The organism is Enterovibrio calviensis DSM 14347, from assembly GCF_000621165.1.
GTDB classification, from domain to species: domain Bacteria; phylum Pseudomonadota; class Gammaproteobacteria; order Enterobacterales; family Vibrionaceae; genus Enterovibrio; species Enterovibrio calviensis.
Window position 1 is genome coordinate 434118 of record NZ_KK211217.1, and the last position, 22376, is coordinate 456493.

The following is a 22376-nucleotide window of genomic DNA, read 5'->3' on the forward strand; positions in this document are numbered from 1 at the left end:
ACCTGAGTGTAAATTATATTAACCACCTCCGTGGATATCTCTGAGTGAATAGTAAACACACACTAATGTCAACTACGTCGCATGTCACATAACGCTTATTATTCCTTCAAATCAATGCGATAAGGTTGGATAAATCAGTCGATTAGCTTTGTTATGGAAATGATAAATAAATCCTCAAATTTTGTTACCTTGGTCTCTTGCGTAATTTATTTTTAACGTGTAGCGTGTGAAAAAACGAACGGGTAAGTGGCAAATACGTCATCGAAGTCTCCCTCAGTATGGGCATAGCGAACGAGCAAAGGATGGTTATGCGTGGTTCAACAACTCCATTAGTCGGCGTCACCGCGTGCAGTACTCAGTTAGGATTGCATCCTTTCCATATTGCCGGTGAGAAGTACGTTAACGCAGTCGTTGATGGGGCGGGTTGCTGTCCACTTATTATTCCTGCCTTGGGCGACGCACTGCCAATGCGACAACTTCTTTCTTCTTTGGATGGCCTGATGTTCACAGGGTCTCCGTCAAACATTGAGCCTCACCATTATCAGGGCGATCCTAGTGATCTCGGTACCGATCACGATCCTAAACGCGATGCGACAACCTTGCCGCTAATGAAACTGGCGTTGGAAATGGGTGTGCCAGTACTGGCCATTTGTCGCGGATTTCAGGAAATGAATGTGGTGATGGGCGGCTCTTTGCATCAGAAATTGCACGAGGTGGGTGGTTTCATTGAACACCGTGAAGACAAGACCGCCAGTGTTGACATTCAATACGGCATTTCTCACACCGTGACCCTTGAACCTGGGGGCCTTCTCTGCGAGGCGTGGGGTCGCACCTCTGCCGATGTTAATTCTGTTCATACTCAAGGAATTAATCAGTTAGGTAAGGGCTTGCGACCAGAAGCGACTGCACCAGATGGGTTGATAGAGGCTTTCTCTGTCATTGATGCAAAAAATTTCGCATTAGGGGTTCAGTGGCATCCTGAGTGGATGGTCACAAAAAATCCTTTTTATTCAGCTATCTTCGAAGTATTCGGGGATGCCTGCAGAAGAAGAGCGAAATCGCGTGAGAAAGAATATGAGCAAGCTTAAAAAATGGTTAAAAGATAATGAAATCACAGAGGTAGAGTGTGTTGTCGGTGATCTTTCTGGTATTGCACGAGGAAAGATAGCGCCTGTCGATAAGTTCATCAACGAAGGTGAAATGCGCCTACCAGAGAGTGTATTGCTGCAAACTGTGACCGGTGACTATGTCGACGATGACATTTATTACGCGTTGTTGGATGAAGCGGATATCGACTTCATTTGTAAACCTGATGAAGACGCCGTGTATCTCCTACCATGGACGATAGAAAAAACCGCACAAATCATTCACGACACCTTCGACAAAATGGGAAACCCCATTGATTTGACGCCACGAAACGTGCTCAAAAAAGTCCTCAAGCTTTATGAGCAGCACGGCTGGCAGCCCGTCGTCGCGCCAGAGATGGAGTTTTATCTCACGGCTCGAAGTGCGGATCCTGATTTGCCGCTAGAGCCACCCATCGGGCGTTCTGGTCGTGTCGAAACCGGACGCCAGTCATTTTCTATTGATGCCGCCAACGAATTCGACCCACTTTTCGAAGACATGTATGACTGGTGTGAAACTCAAGGGTTGTCCATTGATACCTTGATCCATGAGGAAGGTGTTGCCCAGATGGAAATCAATTTCCGTCATGGCGATCCACTCGTTCTTGCAGACCAAGTATTTGTGTTTAAACGCACCTTGAGAGAGGCCGCGCTCAAGCACAATGTGGTCGCCACCTTTATGTCCAAGCCCATCACGGATGAACCCGGCAGTGCCATGCATTTGCACCAAAGTATTTTGGATGTGAAGACAGGCAAGAATGTGTTTACCAACGAAGACGGCACAAGCTCCTCGCTGTTTTATGGACACATCGCCGGATTACAACAGTTCATTCCTCAAATGTTGCCTTTGTTTGCGCCGAATGTGAATTCGTTCCGCCGTTTCTTACCTGATACCTCCGCACCAGTGAATGTGGAGTGGGGGGAAGAGAATCGTACATGTGGTTTACGAGTACCGAGTTGTTCACCGCAAAATCGCCGCGTTGAAAACCGCCTTCCGGGAGCGGATGCCAATAGCTATTTGGCGATTGCCGCGAGTCTGTTGTGTGGCTATATCGGTATGGTGAGAGAGCTAAAACCGACGCCACCTGCACAAGGCCGTGGTTACGAAATAAAAAGCCCAACACTGCCGTACACACTCGAAAGCGCATTGGAGTGCATGGAGAGCTGTGATGAGGTTTCGGAATATTTAAGCGAAGCGTTCGCCAAAGGCTACATCGCAGTGAAACGCAAAGAGCAAGAAAACTTCAAGCGAGTGATCAGCTCTTGGGAGCGAGAATTCTTGCTGCTAACGGTGTAAGTATTCCAATCATTAAAGCTAGCTATTAGCAGACTAAAGAAAAGCACGAGAGCAGCGATGATAAAGACGTGACAACCTGCGCGGTATAAACGCGGGTTGTCGATAATAAACCAACATGGATGTGGAGGTCGTATGACACACGCCGTGCAAAATCCAGATACACAAACCCTACAAGCATTAGACAACGCACATTATCTTCACCCTTTCAGCGATCACAAATCGCTCCGAGAGAAGGGCGCAAGAATGATAGTGCGTGCAGAGGGGGTATACATTTGGGATAGCGACGGAAACCGCATCCTCGACGGTATGGCGGGTCTTTGGTGTACCAATATTGGCTATGGCGAAAAGCGCTTGGCCGATGCTGCACAGCGTCAAATGCTCGAACTTCCTTACTACAACAGCTTTTTCCAATGCGCACATCCACCGGTGGTGGAGCTTGCCAAAGAGATTGCTGATCTTGCCCCTGACCACATGAATCAGGTGTTCTTTACAGGGTCGGGGTCGGAGTCTAACGACACGGTTCTGCGAATGGTGCGCCATTATTGGACACTGAAAGGACAACCTGAAAAATTCACCATTATTGGTCGTCACAACGGTTACCACGGCTCGACGGTTGCAGGTGCGAGTCTTGGTGGAATGAAAGCCATGCACAAGCAAGGTGGCTTACCTATCCCAGGTATTCATCACATTCCTCAGCCTTATTGGTATGGAGAAGGCGGAGACCTTTCTCCTGAAGCCTTCGGCATTCAAGTCGCACAAGAGCTTGAAAAAGCCATTCTTGAACTTGGCGAAGACAAGGTCGCGGCCTTTATTGCTGAACCATTCCAAGGTGCAGGTGGCGTGGTGATTCCCCCTTCTACCTATTGGCCGGAAATAAACCGAATTCTGGAGAAATACGACATTCTGATGATCGCTGACGAAGTGATCTGCGGTTTTGGTCGAACCGGCGAATGGTTCGGCAGTCAGCACTTTGGCATCAAGCCAGATTTCATGCCGATCGCCAAAGGAATGACCTCAGGTTACATCCCCATGGGCGGCGTGATTGTCAGCGACAGAGTGGCGAATACTTTTGAAGAAAAGGGCGGTGATTTTAACCATGGTTACACCTATTCGGGTCACCCTGTTTCTGCCGCTGTGGCGCTAGAAAATCTGCGCGTAATGAAAGAAAAGAATCTGGTTCAGTATGTCAAAGAAGACATCGGCCCTTATCTGCAAAGCCAATGGCAAACACTCGCAGACCACCCGCTGGTGGGAGAAGCTCGTGGCCTCGGACTTGTCGCCGCGATTGAACTGGTAAAAGACAAAACTACGCGATCGCGATTCGACGAATCTGTCGGCATTGGCGAAATATGTCGCGACCTAAGTGTCGATAATGGCCTAGTTATGCGGGCTTGCGGCGACACCATGATTATCAGCCCACCGCTTGTGATCACTCATTCGGAAGTGGATGAACTTGTTGAAAAAGCACGTTTAGCGTTGGATCTCACCTTCGAGCAACTTCAAGTGCTTGGCGCGGTGTAGCGTTAATAGTATGGGTGATTGAGATGCGTGTGCTTCGGCAGATGCATCCCGATCAGACCAGAAAGGAAATACGTGGCAGGGAGACAGGGATGTGGCAGTGCGCTCTCTCTCCTAAATAGAAAGGACCCTATGGAGAACACATGAAAATGGCTACTAGAAATAAGACCAAAGTAATGACCCTCGCGGGGCTATTGGCATCATCAGGATTAATGTTGTCGACCAGCGTTCAAGCGGAAGAAATTCTTCGTATCTACAACTGGAGCGATTACATCGCCGAAGACACGATAGAGAACTTCGAAAAAGAAACGGGCATCAAAGTCACCTACGACGTTTACGACAGTAATGACGTACTCGAAGCCAAATTGCTATCAGGCAATTCGGGCTATGACTTAGTGGTGCCTTCCAGTAACTTTTTGGCTAAGCAAATCCAAGCGGGTGCATTCCAGAAACTGGATAAAGCGCTGTTGACCAACAGTGGAAACTTAGATGCTGCGATGATGCAGCGCCTAGAAATGGCGGATCCTGGCAACCAATATGCGATCCCATACCTTTGGGGAACTAACGGAATTGGTTATAACGTCGAGAAAGTCAAAGCAGCGTTAGGTGGACCGTTACCAGAAAACAAATTGGATCTGTTATTGGATCCGAAATACGCAGCCAAACTCAAAGACTGTGGCATTGCAGTGGTGGACTCGGCAGACGAAGTCATGCCGCAAGTACTGCAATATTTGGGTAAAGATCCAAATTCAACCAACAAGAAAGATTACAAAGCAGTGGGTGAAGCGCTGGCAGAAATCCGCCCTTACGTGACGTATTTCCACTCTTCTCGTTACATCACCGACCTTGCGAATGGAGATATCTGTTTAGCTTACGGCTTCTCTGGCGATATTTTCCAAGCGGCAGACCGTGCAGATGAAGCAGGAAACGGACAAGTTATCGACTACGCCATTCCAAGCGAAGGTGCACAGCTTTGGTTCGATATGATGGCCATTCCTGCCGATGCAAAAAATGCCAAAAATGCACTGGCGTTTATGAACTACTTGCTGCGTCCTGAAGTGATCGCACCGATCACAGATTATGTGGTGTATGCGAACCCGAACCCTGCCTCCAATGATCTGATAGAGAAAGAGATCTTGGAGAACCCGTCGATCTACCCGACGCCAGAAGTGATGGATCGACTGTTCATTTCTGAAGTCCTCCCTCTGAAAATCAATCGCGTACGAACGCGCATTTGGACCCGCATGAAAACGGGGCAATAGCGACGCCTTGTCGCAGGTGTTACGCCGCGCTTATCCGCAGATTTAGCGCGGCGTGTTTCTATACCAAATGTATCGCTCGAAGGAGAGCCACTTAGTGAGATTAGCTGCCTAAGCATGTCGCATGTTAGGTGGTTGTCCTTCCAGAGCAGTGACCGCGATTGCAGCAGTAAGTAGGAGGTCTTATGACGACCAGTAATCCGCAACCCAGTGATTTGCACCGAGGCGCAGGGCAGGGCGCGGCGAAAAAAGAGCCGCTGTTAAAAATCGATCGTGTCAGCAAGTTATTTGGCGATGTACGTGCCGTTGATGATGTGTCGTTAACTATCGATCGCGGCGAGATATTCTCGTTACTTGGCGGTTCAGGTTCGGGTAAATCGACCTTGCTGCGCATGCTGGCCGGTTTCGAGAAACCGTCCAGCGGTCGCATTTATCTTGATGGGGAAGACATTACTGATATCCCTCCCTACGATCGACCGATCAACATGATGTTTCAGTCTTATGCATTGTTTCCCCATATGACTGTGGCACAGAACATTGCGTTTGGACTCAAGCAAGACAAGATGAAGAAAGACGAGATCAAACTTCACGTAGAAGAAATGCTACGTCTTGTTCGCATGGAAGCCTTTGCCAACCGTAAACCCCATCAGTTATCAGGCGGTCAACGCCAGCGTGTGGCCTTGGCGCGTTCACTCGCCAAACGGCCGAAGCTATTGCTTCTTGATGAGCCCATGGGCGCATTGGATAAAAAACTGCGGACGCAAATGCAGCTAGAAGTGGTGGAGATTCTGGAGCGTGTAGGTGTGACCTGCGTGATGGTAACCCACGACCAAGAAGAAGCCATGACCATGGCAGGGCGTATTTCGATCATGCATGAAGGGTGGATAGCGCAAACGGGCACGCCAACCGATATTTATGAAAGCCCGAACAGCCGAATGATTGCTGAATTTATTGGCTCGGTTAACTTGTTCGAAGGCGAGATTGTCACTGACGAAGCTGACCATTGCATTATTGAATCACAAGAAACGCCGCAGCCAATGTTCGTCGGTTACGGTGTCGCCACCAACCTTGAAGACAAGAAAGTGTGGCTAGCGGTTAGGCCAGAAAAAGCGCTGATTGGACGAGAGAAGCCGGATGATCAATACAACTGGGCAAAGGGCATCGTTCACGATATTGCGTATTTGGGTGGCACTTCAGTGTATTACGTCAAACTGCCATCTAACAAGATTGTTATGTGTAGCATGGCCAATATTACGCGTCGCCAAGACAGACCCACATGGGACGATGAAGTCTTCATCAGCTGGGAGGCCACCAGTGGTGTGGTGTTACGCGTATGACCCATTCAACTTCTGCCGCCAAACCGAGCGCCGGTGCAGCAGCCCCGCATAAATCACGGATCCTGTTTCCTAAAGGCCGATATGCCACCATGGGCTTTCCGTTTTTCTGGCTACTACTGTTCTTTGCGCTGCCGTTTGCCATCGTTTTAAAAATCAGTTTTTCAACGGCAGCCATTGCGATTCCGCCTTATGAAGCCATTGCGCAGTACGCGGATGAGGTGCTCGAGATTGTTATCAACCTAGAAAACTATATTCGTATTCTTGATGACGATTTGTATTACCTCGCGTATTTGAGTTCTCTCAAAATCGCGTTCTTCTCGACATTGGGCTGTTTGTTCTTAGGTTACCCGATGGCGTATGCCATTGCCCGTGCGCCGGCACGAATGCAAACCGTGCTGTTGTTGCTGATCATGCTGCCGTCATGGACGTCGTTTTTGATTCGGGTTTATGCATGGATGGGGCTGTTGAGTAACACCGGCATTATTAATAGTTCCTTGATATGGCTGGGGGTGATCACCGATCCCATTCAAATACTCAATACCAATGTCGCGGTGTATATCGGCATTGTTTATACCTATTTGCCGTTCATGGTACTGCCGCTTTATGCCACGTTAGTGAAGCTGGACGGGAGTTTGCTCGAAGCGGCGTCCGATCTCGGTTCACGTAACTTCAATACCTTTTGGAATGTAACCTTGCCGTTGTCAAAAGGCGGCATCATTGCTGGCTCCATGTTGGTGTTTATCCCAGTCGTGGGTGAGTTCGTGATCCCTGAACTGTTAGGCGGCCCTGAAACCTTGATGATAGGGAAAGTGCTGTGGCAGGAATTCTTTAACAACCGAGACTGGCCAGTTGCATCAGCATTGGCGATCGTGATGTTGTTGTTATTGATCATTCCGATCACCCTGTTCCATCACTATCAATCCAAAGACATGGAGGCTGACCGATGAAACGTTGGCAATTTTCTACCGTGATGCTCTGGGTCGGGTTGGTGTTTCTTTATCTGCCCATGTTGATCTTGGTGATCTACTCATTTAACGCGTCCAAGCTCGTGACCGTTTGGGGAGGTTTCTCTCCAAAGTGGTATGCCGAGCTGTTTAAAGATGAGCAGATCTTACAAGCGGTCTGGACGAGCCTACGCATCGCGTTCTATAGCTCCACCATGGCGGTAATTATCGGCACGCTGGCGGCATTTGTGATGACGCGATTCAAACGATCATGGGGACGACTTAGCTTGTCGAATATGATCACAGCGCCTCTGGTGATGCCTGATGTGATCATCGGTTTGTCGCTGTTGCTCTTGTTCGTGCAAATGGGCGAGCTGTTTGGCTGGCCAGCAGAGCGCGGCATGACAACGGTGTGGATCGCGCACTCGACGTTTTGTGCTGCTTATGTGGCGGTGGTGGTGTCATCGCGATTGCGGGAACTCGACTTTTCCATCGAAGAGGCGGGCATGGATTTAGGCGCGACGCCGCTGAAAGTCTTCTTTGTGATAACGGTACCTATGATATCTCCTGCGCTGGTGGCGGGTTGGCTGTTGAGTTTTAGTTTGTCGTTAGACGATTTGGTGATAGCGAGCTTTGTCTCTGGGCCGGGATCAACCACCTTACCCATGGTGGTGTTTTCTTCGGTGCGCCTTGGTGTGTCACCCAAGATCAATGCCCTCGCTACGTTGATTATTCTGGTTGTGTCTTTGTTTGCTTTCTTGTCTTGGTATGTCGCCCGTCGAGCGGATCGCAAGTCGCAAGAAGAGATGAAAAAACTCAGTTTGGAATCAGAGCAACATTAGGAAGCCGACCATCATGCAGGAACACGCAGGCTCACAAGGAGCGTCACAATCTATGCAAAATCCGCCGATAGAGCATGCTGCCTCTTATTACGCAGCATCAGCCAATGCGTCAGCACAAAGAGATGTGCTGAACGAAGATATTACCACTGACGTGTGTATTATCGGCGCGGGCTATACCGGTTTGTCCTCCGCGTTGCATCTGCTAGAAGCGGGATTCAACGTCATTGTGCTGGAAGCCGCAAAAGTGGGTTGGGGGGCGTCTGGTCGTAATGGCGGGCAGATAGTGAATAGCTACAGCCGTGATATCGACGTGATAGAGAAAACGGTCGGTGCAGAAAGCGCGAAGCTGTTTGGTGAAATGGCGTTTGAAGGCGGCAAGATCATTCGTGAACGTGTTGAAAAATACAACATTCAATGTGATTTGAAAAACGGTGGTGTATTCGCCGCGTTGAATGCGAAACAGATGCGAGAACTGGAGCATCAAAAGGCGTTGTGGGAACGCCATGGTAACAATCAACTGGAACTGTTGGATACGACTGAAGTTCGCAGTGTGGTTGATACCCAGAGTTATGTGGGTGGTCTGCTCGATAAGTCGGGTGGGCATATTCATCCGCTCAACTTGGCATTGGGCGAAGCGGCGGCAGTAGAGAGCTTGGGCGGAAAAATCTACGAGCATTCTGCCGCGATCCGTATTGAGCGTGGTGAACCTGTCAAAGTGTTTACCGATAAAGGCTCGGTAACGGCATCATTCTTGATTGTGGCAGGCAACGCCTATTTGGGTGGACTGATGCCAGAACTTCGCGCCAAATCGATGCCATGCGGGACACAAGTGATTGCTACTGAGCCATTGACCGACACTCAAGCCAAGAGCTTGTTACCACAAGATTACTGCGTAGAAGATTGTAACTACTTACTGGATTACTTCCGGTTATCTGGCGACAACCGCCTGATTTACGGTGGTGGTGTGGTTTATGGCGCAAGAGATCCCGCCGACATCGATGCGATTATACGTCCCAAAATGCTCCAAACGTTTCCTCAGTTGAGTCACGTTAAAGTTGATTATCGTTGGACGGGCAATTTCTTAATGACCTTGTCGCGACTACCGCAGATGGGACGGATTGGTAGCAACATCTACTACTCACAGGGGTGTAGCGGTCACGGTGTCACTTATACCCATTTGGCGGGACGGTTGATATCGGAAATGATGCGTGGTCAGGCCGAGCGTTTTGATGCATTTGCCAGCTTGCCTCACCTTCCGTTTCCTGGCGGACATAAACTGAGCGTGCCTTTCTCTGCGTTAGGCGCTTGGTATTACACAGTCAGAGATAAGTTTGGGATATAGCGATAGAAACACAAAGCGCCCATGTTGGGGCGCTTTACTGGTTCGAATGATATGTTTTTGTGCTTAGAAGTTTGCTGGTGTCGTTGCACTGAAGATTCGGCATTCCTCTTCGAATGGATTCGCAAAGCGGTGAGGGCGATTGCTGTCGAAGTAATAGCTATCTCCGACCTCTAACACATAAATATCATCGCCAACCGTGAGTTCCAGTTTTCCTTCAATCACAAGGCCAGCTTCTTCACCTTCATGCTGAAGCATGTCTTCACCTGAGTTTGTGCCTGATGGATAGATTTCAGACAAGATAGACAAGGCGCGATTGGGGAAGGCTTTGCCAACCACTTTCATTGAAACGCCATTAGAACCAATCTCAAGCAGATCTTCTTGTCGATAGATAACCGGTGTGGATTCGCTTTGGCTGATATCAGTAGAGAAAAACTCAACCAGAGACATTGGGATGCCAGACAGCACTTTTTTGAGAGAGCTTACGGATGGGCTGACACTGTTTTTCTCAATCATTGAAATAGTGCTGTTGGTTACGCCTGCACGTTTCGCTAACTCGCGCTGAGATAATCCTCGGTTTTTACGAACGGCCTTGAGGTTTGCACCAATATCCAATGTCCCACTCTCCTTTGACTCAGTAACACATTTTACTACTGTAATAGATTTTGAACGTGCGATCCTACTTGGTGGGCTGTGATAAGCAAGTATTTTGTGATGGTGTCGTCACAACGTAAAAAATATTCACCAAACTATGATAGAGGAGTTTGAGGTTTTAACGGGTTGCTGAGACGGAAAAACCCCTAATTTACGCCAGATTTCATATACACGTCATTGAGTGATCTGAGCCAGAAGATTATCAATCAAATGCTCAATATGTATATTTTTCGCTTCACCTCGCTGTGGTGAATACGTTAATCTTTGTTGATTATATTTTACACGGGTGCTGGTCATGAGTTCTACATCATCAAAACTTGCGCATACACAGTCCTATTACGCTGCGACGGCTAAATATAGCCAGCGTTACCCTGAACTGACAGAGTCGGTAACGACGGATGTCTGTATTATTGGCGGCGGATTTAGTGGGGTGAACAGTGCGATAGAACTTGCGTTGCGTGGGTATTCGGTGGTGTTGTTGGAAGCCAACAAAATTGGCTGGGGCGCATCGGGGCGAAACGGTGGAGAGCTTATTCGCGGTATTGGCCATGGTGTTGAGCAGTTCACCCAGCAGATTGGCAAAGAGGGCGTTGATGCGATAAACCGCATGGGCATAGAGGCGGTAGAGATCGTCAAAAATCGGGTCGAAACATTTAACATCGACTGTGATCTGACGATGGGTTACTGCGATCTCGCGCTAAAACCCGCGCACATGAAAGAGCTAGAGGAAGACTTCAGTGGTTTGAAACAAGCTGGCTATGAGCACGAAATCCGCATGCTAACGAAAGATTCGCTGACGGAAGTGATTGGTTCAGATCGCTACATTGGCGGCATGTTGGACATGGGAAGTGGGCATCTCCATCCCTTGAATCTCGCCACAGGCGAAGCGGCTGTGGCTGCCAGCCTTGGTGTTCAATTGTTCGAAGATAGCGCCGCGCTAGAAATTGTTAAGGGAAGTAAGCCTCTCGTAAAAACCGAGAGAGGGCAGGTGAGTTGTCAGTATGTTCTGTTGGCGGGCAATGCTTATATTGGTCACAAGTTAGAACCCTATGTTGGGGGTAAAGTCTTACCGGCAGGCAGTTACATTATTGCCACTGAGCCGTTAACGGATGCTCAGGTAGATAGCATTATTCCGAAAAACATGGCGTTTGCCGACCTGAGTATGGCGCTGGATTACTACCACCTTTCAGGTGATAACAGACTGCTGTTTGGTGGGCTTTGTACCTATTCAGGGAAAGATCCTAAAGATATCACAGCGGCATTGTTACCCAATTTGGAGCGTGTTTTCCCTCAACTCAAAGGGGTGAAAATTGATTTCGAATGGGGCGGGATGATAGGTATTGGTGCAAATCGCCTTCCGCAAATCGGCCGACTTCCGGATGCGCCGAATATCTTCTATGCACAGGCTTACTCAGGCCATGGCGTGAACGCGACGCACATGGCAGGAAAAGTCATTGCTGAAGCCATATCAGGCACCGCGGAACGTTTTGATGTATTTGCTAAAGTGAAACATATGACCTTCCCTGGTGGCCCATTGCTTCGTTCGCCTCTGCTCGCTATCGGCATGACCTATCATCGAATCAAAGAAGCACTTCAGTAACGCAAGTGCTTATACCCAAGCAACCTGAAGATGCTCGATTTCAGAGGCCATCAGAGTGTTCAATTCAAGGCAAATTCTTGTAGGGATAGTCACTCTATTTCAAGGGAATTTAACGATGAAGTGGACACTCTGAGGGCCTCCCTTCGGGCGAGTTTACTGACGCCATGCTCGGTGTTGTCCCTTTTTGATGGAACTCACTACATCGGCAAAGGGACGCCTTGATCATAACGTCAGTAAAGCTCGCTCAATCCTGCATCTTCAGGTTGCTTGGGTATACACAGCTCTTGATTTCTTTAAATAATAAATTCAGCCACTTAGCGTCTCAAAAATAAGCTTGAGGCGCGTTGTCATACTTTTCTAGTTTTCCGGTCTATTAACTATCCGAGTAATCTGAAAATACGCATGGTTAGATGTTGCTTTGATCACTCAAAGCTAGCTAACTCTGCAATACTTTTCTAATGCAACGAGGGAAGTGTCTTAACTGGGCGCTTGTTAATCAGGAGAAAGAAATGGCTGGAAAACGTAACAAAGTGACCTTCACGAGTGGCGGGCTAGAGTTGGCTGGGTTGCTGGAAACCCCAGAACAGAACGTTCGTGGCTATGCGTTGTTCGCTCACTGTTTTACCTGTGGCAAAGATGTGGCGGCGGCTTCGCGTATTTCTCGCGCCTTGGTCAATATTGGTTTCGCTGTTTTTCGATTCGATTTCACTGGCCTTGGTGGAAGTGACGGGGATTTCGAAAACACGAACTTTTCATCCAATGTTGACGATCTTGTTGCTGCGGCTGATTTCTTACGTGACAACTACGAAGCGCCATTACTCCTAATCGGTCATAGCCTTGGTGGTCGCGCCGTGTTGTCGGCATCACGTCGTATCCCTGAAGTGGCGGCCGTTGCGACAGTGGGTGCGCCTGCGGATGCCGATCATGTTTCTAAGCAGTTCGCAGCACACGTAGAAGATATTGATGCAAATGGGCAAGCGGAAGTGAGCCTCGCGGGTCGTCCGTTTACCATCAAAAAACAATTCCTTGATGACATTCGCGCCGAGAACGATGACATCGAAAACTTGCGTGTTCCGTTGTTGGTCATGCACTCGCCCATCGATAAAATTGTTCTGATCAAAGAAGCAGAGAAAATCTACACCCGCGCCAAGCACCCGAAAAGCTTCGTCACGTTAGATACAGCAGACCATTTGCTAACCAACAAAGACGACGCCCAATACGTGGCCGAATTGATTGCGGCTTGGTCTCAGCGCTATATCGACAAAGCCTCGCCAATCAAAGAGGCTGAAGTCGGTGTGACGCGTGGTGAAGTGCTGGTGAGTGAACACAACAAAGCCTTTACGCGCACTATTCAGACTGACCATCACCAATGGTTTGCTGATGAACCGATTGATTTCGGGGGTGACAACCTTGGCCCTGATCCTTATGAGCACTTGTTGGCTGGTTTAGGCGCATGTACGTCCATGACCATTCGTATGTATGCCAATCGAAAGAAGCTTGCCTTGGATGACGTAAAAGTCACGTTGTCGCATTCTCGCCAACATGGCGCAGATTGCGAGCATTGCGATGAAGAACATTCCAAAGTCGAAGTGCTTGCTCGTACGATCGAGTTGGTGGGGAATTTGACGGAAGAAGAACGCCAGCGCTTACTTGAAATCGCGGATAAGTGTCCGGTACACAAAACCTTGGAAAGCAAGATTGTGATCACCACGGCGTTGGCGGACTAAAAGATAGATCCTAGGGAGAGCAGGTCCTAGGAAGAGCAAAAGCATGACAGTGCTTCCTATCTTCAAAGAACCGTTGCAGTACCCAGTACCTTCTTCCCTCCAAACCAAAACGGGCAGTGAATATCACTGCCCGTTTTTTATTGAGATGTTGTTGACGTTATAACGCTATCCATGTCGCTTTCACTTCGGTGTATTTCTCAAACGCATGAAGTGATTTATCGCGGCCGTTGCCGGATTGTTTATAGCCACCAAACGGTGCGGTCATGTCGCCGCCGTCGTAGTGGTTAATCCATACCATGCCGGTGCGCAGCGCCTTCGCTGTTTTGTGTGCTTTGGAGATATCAGATGTCCATACCGCAGCAGCAAGGCCATAATCGGTATCATTGGCGATAGCGACCGCTTGCTCAGGTGTATCAAAGGTAATGACTGACAGCACGGGGCCGAAAATTTCTTCTCGGGCGATAGGCATTTCATTGTTCACATTATCAAACACCGTGGGCTCAACGAACAAACCGCCTGTCTCTGGCATGACTCGACGCCCTCCACAGACCATGGTTGCACCACTTTGTGCCCCTTTTTCGATATAACCCAATACGGTATCCAGTTGTTGCTTATCGACCACTGCGCCCACTTGCGTGTCTGGGTCTAGAGGATGACCGGGTTGCCAGTCCTTGAGATGTTCAACGACCTTCGCAACAAAAGCATCTTTGATTGACGCCTCAACTAACAAGCGAGAGCCTGCAGTACATACTTCCCCTTGGTTGAACGCAATCGCAGAGGCTGCAGATGCCGCTGCAGCATCAAGGTCGGGTGCATCAGCGAATACAATGTTTGGGCTTTTGCCGCCAGCTTCTAGCCAGACGCGTTTCATGTTGGATTCGCCCGCATAGATCATTAGCTGTTTAGCAATCTTGGTCGAGCCAGTAAAGACGAGGGTGTCTACATCCATATGAAGGGCGAGTGCTTTGCCGACGGTATGACCGTAACCGGGTAAGACGTTTAATACGCCTTTTGGCATACCCGCTTCAATGGCGAGCTCACCTAATCTGATTGCGGACAGCGGCGATTTTTCAGACGGTTTCAATATCACTGAATTGCCAGACGCTAAGGCTGGGCCCAGTTTCCAACACGCCATCAGCATCGGGAAGTTCCAAGGAACGATAGCAGCAACGACTCCAATAGGCTCGCGAGTGATCATCCCTATTTCATTATGCGGTGTTGGGGCGAGCTCATCATAGATTTTGTCGACGGCTTCACCCGACCAGCGAATGGCGCGGGCAGCACCGTTTACATCTACGGCTTTGGAATAACGAATGGGCTTGCCCATATCCAACGTTTCCAGAATGGCTAGCTCGTCACTGTTTTCTTCAATCAGCTCGGCAAAGCGAATGACGATTTTTTTACGTTCTGCAGGGGGTAAATGTGCCCACACACCGGATTCAAATGTTGCTCTGGCGTTGGCGACGGCCACGTTAGCATCTGCCAGATCGCAACTGGCTACCTCGGCCAATGCGCGTCCATCTATTGGGCTAATGCAAGAAAACGTAGCGCCGGAAGCGGCATCTTGGTGTTCGCCATTGATAAATGCTTGTCCTTTGATAACCAGTGAATCGGCGAACGATTCCCAGTCTTGACGTGACGTGCGAGATGTCATATCTGCCCCTTTAGTCCATGTGAAATGCTGATATTTTGCCACTGTGCCCTATTTCAAAATATTTTACAAATAGTGCTGTAAATTGTTTTTATATTGAACATAGGCCATTTACTGTTCGTTATATTTGACATAGTATTGCAAATATTGCTCAGCTAGCAACAACTCATTAACAACAATGACGGCATGGAAGGATACCTGACTATGGCAGTGCAAAAACCACACAATGAGGGCGTGACTCTAGATAATTTCTGGATGCCTTTCACCGCAAATCGCCAATACAAAGAAACGCCTCGTTTGCTCGCGAAAGCGAAAGGGATGTATTACGAGGACATTGACGGAAATCCTGTTCTTGATGCGACCGCGGGTCTTTGGTGTTGTAACGCTGGGCATAGTCGACGAGAAATTTCTGAGGCGGTGAGCCATCAAATTTGTGAATTGGATTATGCGCCGACGTTTCAGATGGGGCATCCATTGCCGTTTGAGTTAGCACAGCGCCTTGCTGAGATGGCACCTGGCGATCTCAACCGTGTCTTTTTTACCAATTCCGGATCGGAATCAGGCGATACGGCACTGAAAATTGCGCTGGCCTATCAGCGAGCGCGAGGTCACGCTAACCGCACCATGTTTATTGGTCGCGAATTGGGCTATCACGGTACAGGGTTCGGTGGTATTTCAGTGGGTGGCATGGTGAATAACCGTAAAGCGTTTAACGGTCAGCTTTTACCAAGTGTTGCGCATCTTCCTCATACCTTAGATATGGAACGAAATGCGTTTTCAAGAGGATTGCCAGAGCACGGTATTGAAAAAGCTGATGCCTTGGAGCAACTGATTGCTTTGCATGGCGCAGAGAATATTGCCGCTGTGATGGTCGAGCCAATGTCTGGCTCGGGCGGTGTAGTGTTACCGCCAGTGGGTTATCTGAAACGCCTTCGCGAAATTACCCTTAAGCATGACATCTTGTTGATTTTTGATGAAGTGATCACAGGTTTTGGTCGTGTCGGTGATGCCTTCGCCGCGCAACGTTGGGATGTGACGCCGGATATCATTACCACCGCAAAAGCGTTGACCAATGGTGCAATTCCAATGGGAGCCGTGTTGGCGAGCGAACGAATTTATGATGCTTGCATGCAAGCACCCGAAGATACCATCGAACTGTTCCATGGTTACACCTATTCAGGGCATCCGGTTGCGGCAGCAGCGGCATTGGCGTCGTTGAATATCTATCGTGATGAAAAACTGTTTGAGCATGCCCGAGAAATGGAAACCGAATGGCAAGACGCCGTGCATTCTCTGGCGAGCCACCCCAACGTGATTGATGTGAGAAACACAGGACTTATCGCGGGTATTCAACTTGCTCCAAGTGATAAAGGAGCAGGAAAGCGTGGTTATGATGTCTTTACTCGCTGTTTCCATGATGGGGTGCTGGTGCGAGGGTCAGGCGACATCATCGCTATGTCACCGCCGTTGATTTTGGAATCTACACATATTGATCAGATGGTGAGCACGCTGGAACGCGCCATCAAAAACGCGTTATGAGTTAATTAAGGAAGATATGGATATGTCTGTAACACACTACATTGATGGTAAATACACAGCGGCGAGTGAAAGAACGCAATCCTTGTTTAACCCAGCAACGGGAAAGGCATCTGGTGAAGTATCACTGGCGTCGGTGTCTGAAACCGAAGCTGCCATCGCATCGGCGAAAGCGGCGTTTCCAGCATGGTCTGAAACCTCACCGCTGCGTCGTGCGCGTGTGATGTTCAAGTTCAAAGCGCTCGTTGAAGAACACATTGACGAACTGGCTGCACTCATCACCAAAGAACACGGCAAAGTGCTGGATGATGCGAAAGGTGAGCTGACTCGTGGTTTAGAAGTGGTGGAATTCGCCTGTGGGATCCCACACCTATTAAAAGGTGAAATGACGGAGCAGATTGGCTCTGGCATTGATGCATGGTCGCTTAACCAGCCACTGGGCGTTGTTACAGGGATCTCGCCGTTTAACTTTCCCATTATGGTCCCCATGTGGATGTTCCCCATCGCGATTGCGTGTGGAAATACCTTCGTGATGAAACCCTCGGAGAAAGATCCTAGCTCGACGCTGCGTATTGCCGAACTGTTAACAGAAGCGGGGCTGCCAGATGGTGTGTTTAACGTTGTTAACGGTGATAAAGAAGCCGTCGACGTACTGTTGACTCATCCTGACGTGCAAGCTGTGAGCTTTGTGGGCTCAACACCCATCGCAGAATATATCTACAGCACCGCCTCGGCACACGGTAAACGTGTTCAAGCATTGGGTGGCGCAAAGAACCACATGGTGGTGATGCCAGATGCTGATCTTGACCAAGCCGTTGCTGCGTTAATGGGCGCTGCATATGGGTCGGCGGGCGAACGATGCATGGCGATTTCTGTTGCCGTTGCCGTGGGCAATGTCGCAGACACCTTGATCGAAAAGCTAACTCCGAAAGTCAAAGAGCTTCGGGTCGGAAATGGCGAGATTGAAGGCATGGAAATGGGCCCGTTGGTCACGGCTGAACACCTTAAGAAAGTAGAAGGTTATGTGGCGACAGGTGTCGCTGAAGGCGCAACGCTGGTGGTTGATGGTCGCGGCGTCACACCTGAAGGTGGTGATGGCTTCTTCTTAGGGGGATGCTTGTTCGACAACGTCACAGAAGACATGACCATTTATCGCGATGAGATCTTTGGCCCTGTACTGGCAATCGTACGTGTGCCAGATTACGCCACGGCAGTTCAACTCATCAATGACCATGAGTTTGGCAATGGCACAGCGATATTTACTCAAAACGGCGATGCCGCACGACAGTTCTGCCATGAAATACAAGTGGGTATGGTTGGCGTGAATGTTCCCATACCCGTGCCGATGGCTTTCCATAGTTTTGGTGGTTGGAAGCGTTCTCTGTTTGGACCTCTGCATATGCATGGCCCTGATGGTGTGCGTTTTTACACGCGTCGAAAAGCGATTACGGCGAGGTGGCCGACAGGTATTCGAGCAAATGCAGATTTTGTCATGCCAACCATGAAGTAGCGCTGATATTGCCCCTCAATGACGAAGGCACGTGTGCAGTGAGACAAAAACAAGAAGGAGCCGTTAGCGGCTCCTTCTTTTTTGTATGGTCAGTTTCACTGTTTGGCTTGTCAGATTCTTTCTGAGTTAGCCTCGCACAAGTTATGCGACGAATGGGTATTCGAGTCGTTCTGGCTTACTGAGTTGGTAGCCTTGGAAAAGATCAAAGCCTAGCTTGCGCGCAAAGAGATACTCTTCTTTGGTTTCGATTTTCTCAGCGAGGAGCTGAAAGTTGAAGGCTTGGCCATATTCCTGCACGAACTGGGTGATGGAATCTAACGACAGGGCACGAAAATCAATTTTGATGATATCGGCAAGTGCGAGAAAAGGGATCCAATCATTCGAAGGAACGAAGTCATCGAGGGCGATGCGGTATCCTTTACCTTTCAAATCAGCGAGTTTTTCATAAAGTGCTTTGTCAGCCGTACAGTCTTCAAGCACCTCTATAACAAGGTTTTCGGCAGGGTACTGCAGGGCGATATCACTGAGTAAACTGTCGTAGCAGAAATTCACAAAGCACGGCAGACCGTTAGAAATTGCTTCATCAGACAAATTTCCTTCCATAAAAAGGTCGTCGAGTATGCTTTGTGTGGCTATGTTGGCATCAATGCAAGGAAACGCGTCTCGAAGTCCATCTCGAAACAAAAACTCATATGCGACAAGATCTTTTTGCGCATCATAGATCGCTTGTCTTGCAAGGTTCAAACTCATAGAAAGACACAATACCTTCAACTAATGGGTGTAAAACTAAGTGTATATCACGTCTCAAATGTAAGAGAATGAGTTAAGACTGATATTTCGCGATGAGAAATAAAGAAGCGAACATGACTAACCAGATGCTGATAGCTCAGCATCACGTCAAAAAGTCATCAACGAGTTTTCGATTAGTTTTCGAATTTCCGAGTTTCTAGCGTGCAGCCCGTCGGGGTGCATGAAAGTACGGACCCTTGAGTGTACCAATCGCCAAGCACAATTCGTTGAGCAGGATCATTCTCGACAGACAAAGTATGGATCATCGGTCGATGCGTGTGCCCGTGAATAAGTTGTTTTACCCCATAGGCTTGCATGACTCGGATAACTTCGTCTGAGTCCACGTCCATGATGTCTTGAGGCTTTACTTGATTGTTTGATGTGCTGCTAGATCGGATCTTCAAACCAATCTTCTGGCGTGTCGACAAAGGCAATCGACGGAACAACCACTGAGCAAACTTGTTGTGAACTTTCTTGCGGTAGCGTTGGTAGCCTTCGTCCTGAATGCACAGGGTATCGCCATGCATGATCAGTGTCGGTTCGCCAAATAGGTCGATAACATGATGCTCGGGAAGCAGCGTCATGCCCGCGGATTTCGCGAAGCGCTTTCCAATCATGAAATCGCGGTTACCGTGAATGAAATAGATAGGTACACCTTTGTCATTCAACGTTTTGAAGGCATTGGCCACATCGCATTGTAGCGGCGTATTTTCATCGTCACCGATCCATGATTCAAACAAATCTCCAAGCACATAAAGCGCGCTGGCAGACGGCGCTTCTTGTTCCATAAAACGGAAGAAGCAAGCAGTAATGTCTGGATGAGTTGGACTGAGGTGGAGGTCTGCAATAAATAGTACGGTCATAAATAAAAGGGCAGTGGTTAAAACCACCGCCCATTGCCACCTTATTCTTCGATGGTTACGCTGTTGATCATCACTTCTTCAACAGGCACATCTTGGTGCACGTAGCCCCAATTGCCAGTTGCAACGTCTTTGATCTTGTTAACCACGTCCATGCCTTCAACTACTTCGCCGAATACACAGTAACCCCAACCGTCCATTGACTCAGATTTGTGGTCTAGGAAAGTGTTATTACCCACGTTGATGAAAAACTGTGAGCTTGCTGAATGCGGTTCCATAGTACGCGCCATTGCTAGCGTACCAATTTTGTTGCTAAGACCGTTGTTCGCTTCGTTTTTGATTGGCGAACGCGATTCTTTTTCTTCCATGCCAGAGGTCATGCCGCCGCCTTGGATCATGAAACCATCGATCACACGGTGGAACAGAGTGCCGTTGTAGAAACCGTCACGGCAGTATTGCAGGAAGTTTTCTGCCGTTGCCGGTGCTTTTTCTGCATTTAGTTGGATTTTGATGTCGCCAAAATTGGTATGAAGCGTAACCATGTTGTGTTCCTCAAAAGAGCATTTAGCTTTAGATAAATGATTCTATCCCAACGGGCGTCACATTCAACCGATTGCGACAGAAAAAACCTTAGAGTGAGGACAGGTGAGTGCATATTGTTCTGAATTCCAACATCCTTAAATCGCTTAGGTATATAGCCTTGCCTTAAATGAAAGGAAAAGGTGTAATATGCAGTTCTTGAATGACGTTAATTACTGGAATGGGTAACCCGACAGCCATGTTGAAAATTTACAACTCCCTCACGAAGAAAAAAGAAGAATTCAAACCAATTGAGCCAGGCAAAGTTGGCATGTATGTGTGTGGGGTTACCATCTACGATTTGTGTCACATCGGTCATGGTCGTACGTTTGTTTCCTTCGATGTTGTGTCGCGTTACTTACGCTTTTCGGGTTATGACCTGAAATTTGTCCGCAACATCACTGACATTGACGACAAGATCATTAAACGTGCCGCCGAAAATGGTGAGAGCTGTGATTCGCTGACCAATCGTTTGATCGGCGAAATGCATGCGGACTTTGATGCATTGAACATGAAGCGCCCAGATGTGGAACCTCGCGCGACAGAGTTCATTGCTGAAATCATCGAGTTGGTTGAACGTCTTATTGAACGTGGCTTTGCTTACGTGGCATCAAATGGTGACGTACTGTTCGAAGTGGCGAAGTTTGACGATTACGGCAAGCTTTCTCGTCAAGATTTGGATCAGCTTCAAGCCGGTGCTCGCGTTAATGTTGAAGAAGCGAAAAAGAGCCCGCTTGATTTCGTGCTTTGGAAAATGTCGAAGCCGGGTGAGCCTACGTGGGAATCACCATGGGGCGCAGGTCGTCCAGGTTGGCACATTGAGTGTTCTGCAATGAACTCAGCAATCTTGGGTAATCATTTTGATATTCATGGTGGTGGTTCAGATTTGACCTTCCCGCACCATGAAAACGAAATCGCGCAATCTTGCTGTGCGCATGATACCCAGTACGTGAATACGTGGATGCACAGCGGCATGGTAATGGTTGACCGTGAGAAGATGTCCAAATCACTGGGTAATTTCTTTACGATTCGCGATGTATTGGGTCATTACGACGCTGAAACGGTTCGCTACTTCTTGATGTCAGGCCACTACCGTAGCCAACTGAACTACAGTGAAGAAAACCTCAAACAGGCACGTTCTGCCGTTGAGCGTCTTTACACCTCACTGCGCGGTTTGGATTTGTCGGTTGCTGCTGAAGGCGGTGAAGCATTCGTTGAGCGTTTCAGAGCAGCAATGGATGATGACTTCAATACACCTGAAGCGTACTCAGTGTTGTTTGACATGGCGCGTGAAATTAACCGTCTAAAAGCAGAAGATGAGTCATCAGCTGCGAAGCTTGCCGCGTGTATGCGTGAACTTGCTGACGTGCTTGGTCTATTGGGCCAAGAGCCAGAAGCATTCTTGCAAGGTAATGCGCAGGGGGGTGATGACGAAGTGGCTGAAATTGAAGCGCTGATCAAAGCACGTAATGATGCACGCGCAAGCAAGGATTGGGCAGCAGCCGATGCTGCTCGTGATGCATTGGCAGCCTTGAATGTCGTACTGGAAGACGGTGCTGGTGGCACCACTTGGCGTCGTAAGTAAATACGACACCCAAACCATGAATAACTAGACGGAGCTTTGGCTCCGTTTTTTTTTTCTGAAGATGATGGAAAAGCAAGCCAATTGAAAAATATCAGTGTGGAAAGGGAAAAGTGAAACACACCAAGTAAAGGCTCATTAACAGATCACTATCGCCATTGAAGGGCATTTATTGGCGTTATAAAACGGATATCATTTCATGCCATCAGCGTTTTCGACTTTAACTCT

General features: G+C 48.5%; 18 protein-coding genes. 13 read left to right on the plus strand and 5 right to left on the minus strand.

Annotation, left to right across the window (positions count from 1 at the left end; all coding sequences use genetic code 11):
* Nucleotides 1–308: 308 nt before the first annotated feature.
* From Q365_RS0120180 to Q365_RS0120215, 8 genes are all read left to right on the plus strand, one after another.
* On the plus strand, nt 309–1088 hold the full coding sequence (locus tag Q365_RS0120180; protein WP_028025052.1) for a gamma-glutamyl-gamma-aminobutyrate hydrolase family protein: 780 nt from the start codon (nt 309–311) through the stop codon (nt 1086–1088).
* The gene (locus Q365_RS0120185; RefSeq protein ID WP_028025053.1) at nt 1075–2421 is read left to right on the plus strand and encodes a glutamine synthetase family protein; all 1347 of its coding nucleotides are present in this window, start codon (nt 1075–1077) and stop codon (nt 2419–2421) included. The genes Q365_RS0120180 and Q365_RS0120185 overlap by 14 nt, the downstream gene beginning before the upstream one ends.
* A 132-nt stretch (nt 2422–2553) precedes the next feature.
* Nucleotides 2554–3942 carry an aspartate aminotransferase family protein gene (locus Q365_RS0120190; RefSeq protein WP_028025054.1) on the plus strand — a complete coding sequence of 463 codons (1389 nt, stop codon included), beginning with the start codon at nt 2554–2556 and terminating at the stop codon, nt 3940–3942.
* 140 nt (nt 3943–4082) lie between these two features.
* Nucleotides 4083–5201, plus strand: a complete 1119-nt coding sequence (locus tag Q365_RS0120195) for a polyamine ABC transporter substrate-binding protein (protein ID WP_028025055.1) — start codon at nt 4083–4085, stop codon at nt 5199–5201.
* Between the two features lie 182 nt (nt 5202–5383).
* A complete protein-coding gene (gene potA / locus Q365_RS0120200) occupies nt 5384–6535 on the plus strand; it encodes a polyamine ABC transporter ATP-binding protein (protein ID WP_028025056.1) in 1152 nt (383 codons plus the stop codon).
* Nucleotides 6532–7482 carry an ABC transporter permease subunit gene (locus tag Q365_RS0120205; protein WP_035025417.1) on the plus strand — a complete coding sequence of 317 codons (951 nt, stop codon included), beginning with the start codon at nt 6532–6534 and terminating at the stop codon, nt 7480–7482. The genes potA and Q365_RS0120205 overlap by 4 nt, the downstream gene beginning before the upstream one ends.
* Nucleotides 7479–8321 (plus strand): ABC transporter permease subunit, encoded by an 843-nt coding sequence (locus tag Q365_RS0120210; protein ID WP_028025058.1) that lies wholly within the window; start codon nt 7479–7481, stop codon nt 8319–8321. Before Q365_RS0120205 ends, Q365_RS0120210 begins: the two co-directional genes overlap by 4 nt.
* Before the next feature lie 13 nt (nt 8322–8334).
* Complete coding sequence (locus Q365_RS0120215; protein ID WP_081796323.1) at nt 8335–9663, plus strand: NAD(P)/FAD-dependent oxidoreductase; 1329 nt, start codon at nt 8335–8337, stop codon at nt 9661–9663.
* Nucleotides 9664–9726: 63 nt separating this feature from the next.
* Here the strand turns inward: Q365_RS0120215 and Q365_RS0120220 are convergent, their stop codons facing one another.
* The gene (locus tag Q365_RS0120220) at nt 9727–10275 is read right to left on the minus strand and encodes a cupin domain-containing protein (protein WP_028025060.1); all 549 of its coding nucleotides are present in this window, start codon (nt 10273–10275) and stop codon (nt 9727–9729) included.
* 334 nt (nt 10276–10609) lie between these two features.
* Between Q365_RS0120220 and Q365_RS0120225 the strand changes: the two genes are divergently transcribed.
* Together Q365_RS0120225 and Q365_RS0120230 are read left to right on the plus strand one after the other, a co-directional pair.
* On the plus strand, nt 10610–11914 hold the full coding sequence (locus Q365_RS0120225) for an NAD(P)/FAD-dependent oxidoreductase (protein WP_028025061.1): 1305 nt from the start codon (nt 10610–10612) through the stop codon (nt 11912–11914).
* Between the two features lie 509 nt (nt 11915–12423).
* Nucleotides 12424–13641 carry a bifunctional alpha/beta hydrolase/OsmC family protein gene (locus Q365_RS0120230; RefSeq protein WP_028025062.1) on the plus strand — a complete coding sequence of 406 codons (1218 nt, stop codon included), beginning with the start codon at nt 12424–12426 and terminating at the stop codon, nt 13639–13641.
* Nucleotides 13642–13798: 157 nt separating this feature from the next.
* Here Q365_RS0120230 and Q365_RS0120240 read toward each other — a convergent pair whose 3' ends face one another.
* Nucleotides 13799–15295, minus strand: coding sequence for an aldehyde dehydrogenase (locus Q365_RS0120240; protein WP_028025063.1), 1497 nt, complete (start codon nt 15293–15295; stop codon nt 13799–13801).
* Nucleotides 15296–15496: 201 nt separating this feature from the next.
* Between Q365_RS0120240 and Q365_RS0120245 the strand changes: the two genes are divergently transcribed.
* Together Q365_RS0120245 and Q365_RS0120250 are read left to right on the plus strand one after the other, a co-directional pair.
* A complete protein-coding gene (locus Q365_RS0120245) occupies nt 15497–16831 on the plus strand; it encodes an aspartate aminotransferase family protein (protein WP_028025064.1) in 1335 nt (444 codons plus the stop codon).
* 22 nt (nt 16832–16853) lie between these two features.
* On the plus strand, nt 16854–18338 hold the full coding sequence (locus tag Q365_RS0120250; protein ID WP_028025065.1) for a CoA-acylating methylmalonate-semialdehyde dehydrogenase: 1485 nt from the start codon (nt 16854–16856) through the stop codon (nt 18336–18338).
* A gap of 141 nt (nt 18339–18479) precedes the next feature.
* On the opposite strand, the gene Q365_RS0120255 is transcribed toward Q365_RS0120250, so the two are convergent.
* From Q365_RS0120255 to Q365_RS0120265, 3 genes are all read right to left on the minus strand, one after another.
* Entirely contained in the window at nt 18480–19088 is a 609-nt protein-coding gene (locus tag Q365_RS0120255; protein ID WP_028025066.1) for an EAL and HDOD domain-containing protein, read from the minus strand.
* Between the two features lie 173 nt (nt 19089–19261).
* Nucleotides 19262–19990 carry a UDP-2,3-diacylglucosamine diphosphatase gene (gene lpxH / locus Q365_RS0120260; RefSeq protein ID WP_028025067.1) on the minus strand — a complete coding sequence of 243 codons (729 nt, stop codon included), beginning with the start codon at nt 19988–19990 and terminating at the stop codon, nt 19262–19264.
* 41 nt (nt 19991–20031) lie between these two features.
* Nucleotides 20032–20529 carry a peptidylprolyl isomerase gene (locus tag Q365_RS0120265; protein WP_028025068.1) on the minus strand — a complete coding sequence of 166 codons (498 nt, stop codon included), beginning with the start codon at nt 20527–20529 and terminating at the stop codon, nt 20032–20034.
* A 236-nt stretch (nt 20530–20765) separates the two neighbouring features.
* Here Q365_RS0120265 and cysS point away from each other — a divergent pair, with 236 nt between their 5' ends.
* On the plus strand, nt 20766–22151 hold the full coding sequence (gene cysS, locus Q365_RS0120270) for a cysteine--tRNA ligase (RefSeq protein WP_028025069.1): 1386 nt from the start codon (nt 20766–20768) through the stop codon (nt 22149–22151).
* Nucleotides 22152–22376 lie beyond the last annotated feature (225 nt).

Bases quoted from the DNA above. Each gene is read 5' to 3' on its own strand.
- Q365_RS0120180 (WP_028025052.1), top strand. From the start codon at position 309: ATGCGTGGTTCAACAACTCCATTAGTCGGCGTCACCGCGTGCAGTACT.
- Q365_RS0120185 (WP_028025053.1), top strand. From the start codon at position 1,075: ATGAGCAAGCTTAAAAAATGGTTAAAAGATAATGAAATCACAGAGGTA.
- Q365_RS0120190 (WP_028025054.1), top strand. From the start codon at position 2,554: ATGACACACGCCGTGCAAAATCCAGATACACAAACCCTACAAGCATTA.
- Q365_RS0120195 (WP_028025055.1), top strand. From the start codon at position 4,083: ATGAAAATGGCTACTAGAAATAAGACCAAAGTAATGACCCTCGCGGGG.
- potA (WP_028025056.1), top strand. From the start codon at position 5,384: ATGACGACCAGTAATCCGCAACCCAGTGATTTGCACCGAGGCGCAGGG.
- Q365_RS0120205 (WP_035025417.1), top strand. From the start codon at position 6,532: ATGACCCATTCAACTTCTGCCGCCAAACCGAGCGCCGGTGCAGCAGCC.
- Q365_RS0120210 (WP_028025058.1), top strand. From the start codon at position 7,479: ATGAAACGTTGGCAATTTTCTACCGTGATGCTCTGGGTCGGGTTGGTG.
- Q365_RS0120215 (WP_081796323.1), top strand. From the start codon at position 8,335: ATGCAGGAACACGCAGGCTCACAAGGAGCGTCACAATCTATGCAAAAT.
- Q365_RS0120225 (WP_028025061.1), top strand. From the start codon at position 10,610: ATGAGTTCTACATCATCAAAACTTGCGCATACACAGTCCTATTACGCT.
- Q365_RS0120230 (WP_028025062.1), top strand. From the start codon at position 12,424: ATGGCTGGAAAACGTAACAAAGTGACCTTCACGAGTGGCGGGCTAGAG.
- Q365_RS0120240 (WP_028025063.1), bottom strand. From the start codon at position 15,295: ATGACATCTCGCACGTCACGTCAAGACTGGGAATCGTTCGCCGATTCA.
- Q365_RS0120245 (WP_028025064.1), top strand. From the start codon at position 15,497: ATGGCAGTGCAAAAACCACACAATGAGGGCGTGACTCTAGATAATTTC.
- Q365_RS0120250 (WP_028025065.1), top strand. From the start codon at position 16,854: ATGTCTGTAACACACTACATTGATGGTAAATACACAGCGGCGAGTGAA.
- Q365_RS0120255 (WP_028025066.1), bottom strand. From the start codon at position 19,088: ATGAGTTTGAACCTTGCAAGACAAGCGATCTATGATGCGCAAAAAGAT.
- lpxH (WP_028025067.1), bottom strand. From the start codon at position 19,990: ATGACCGTACTATTTATTGCAGACCTCCACCTCAGTCCAACTCATCCA.
- Q365_RS0120265 (WP_028025068.1), bottom strand. From the start codon at position 20,529: ATGGTTACGCTTCATACCAATTTTGGCGACATCAAAATCCAACTAAAT.
- cysS (WP_028025069.1), top strand. From the start codon at position 20,766: ATGTTGAAAATTTACAACTCCCTCACGAAGAAAAAAGAAGAATTCAAA.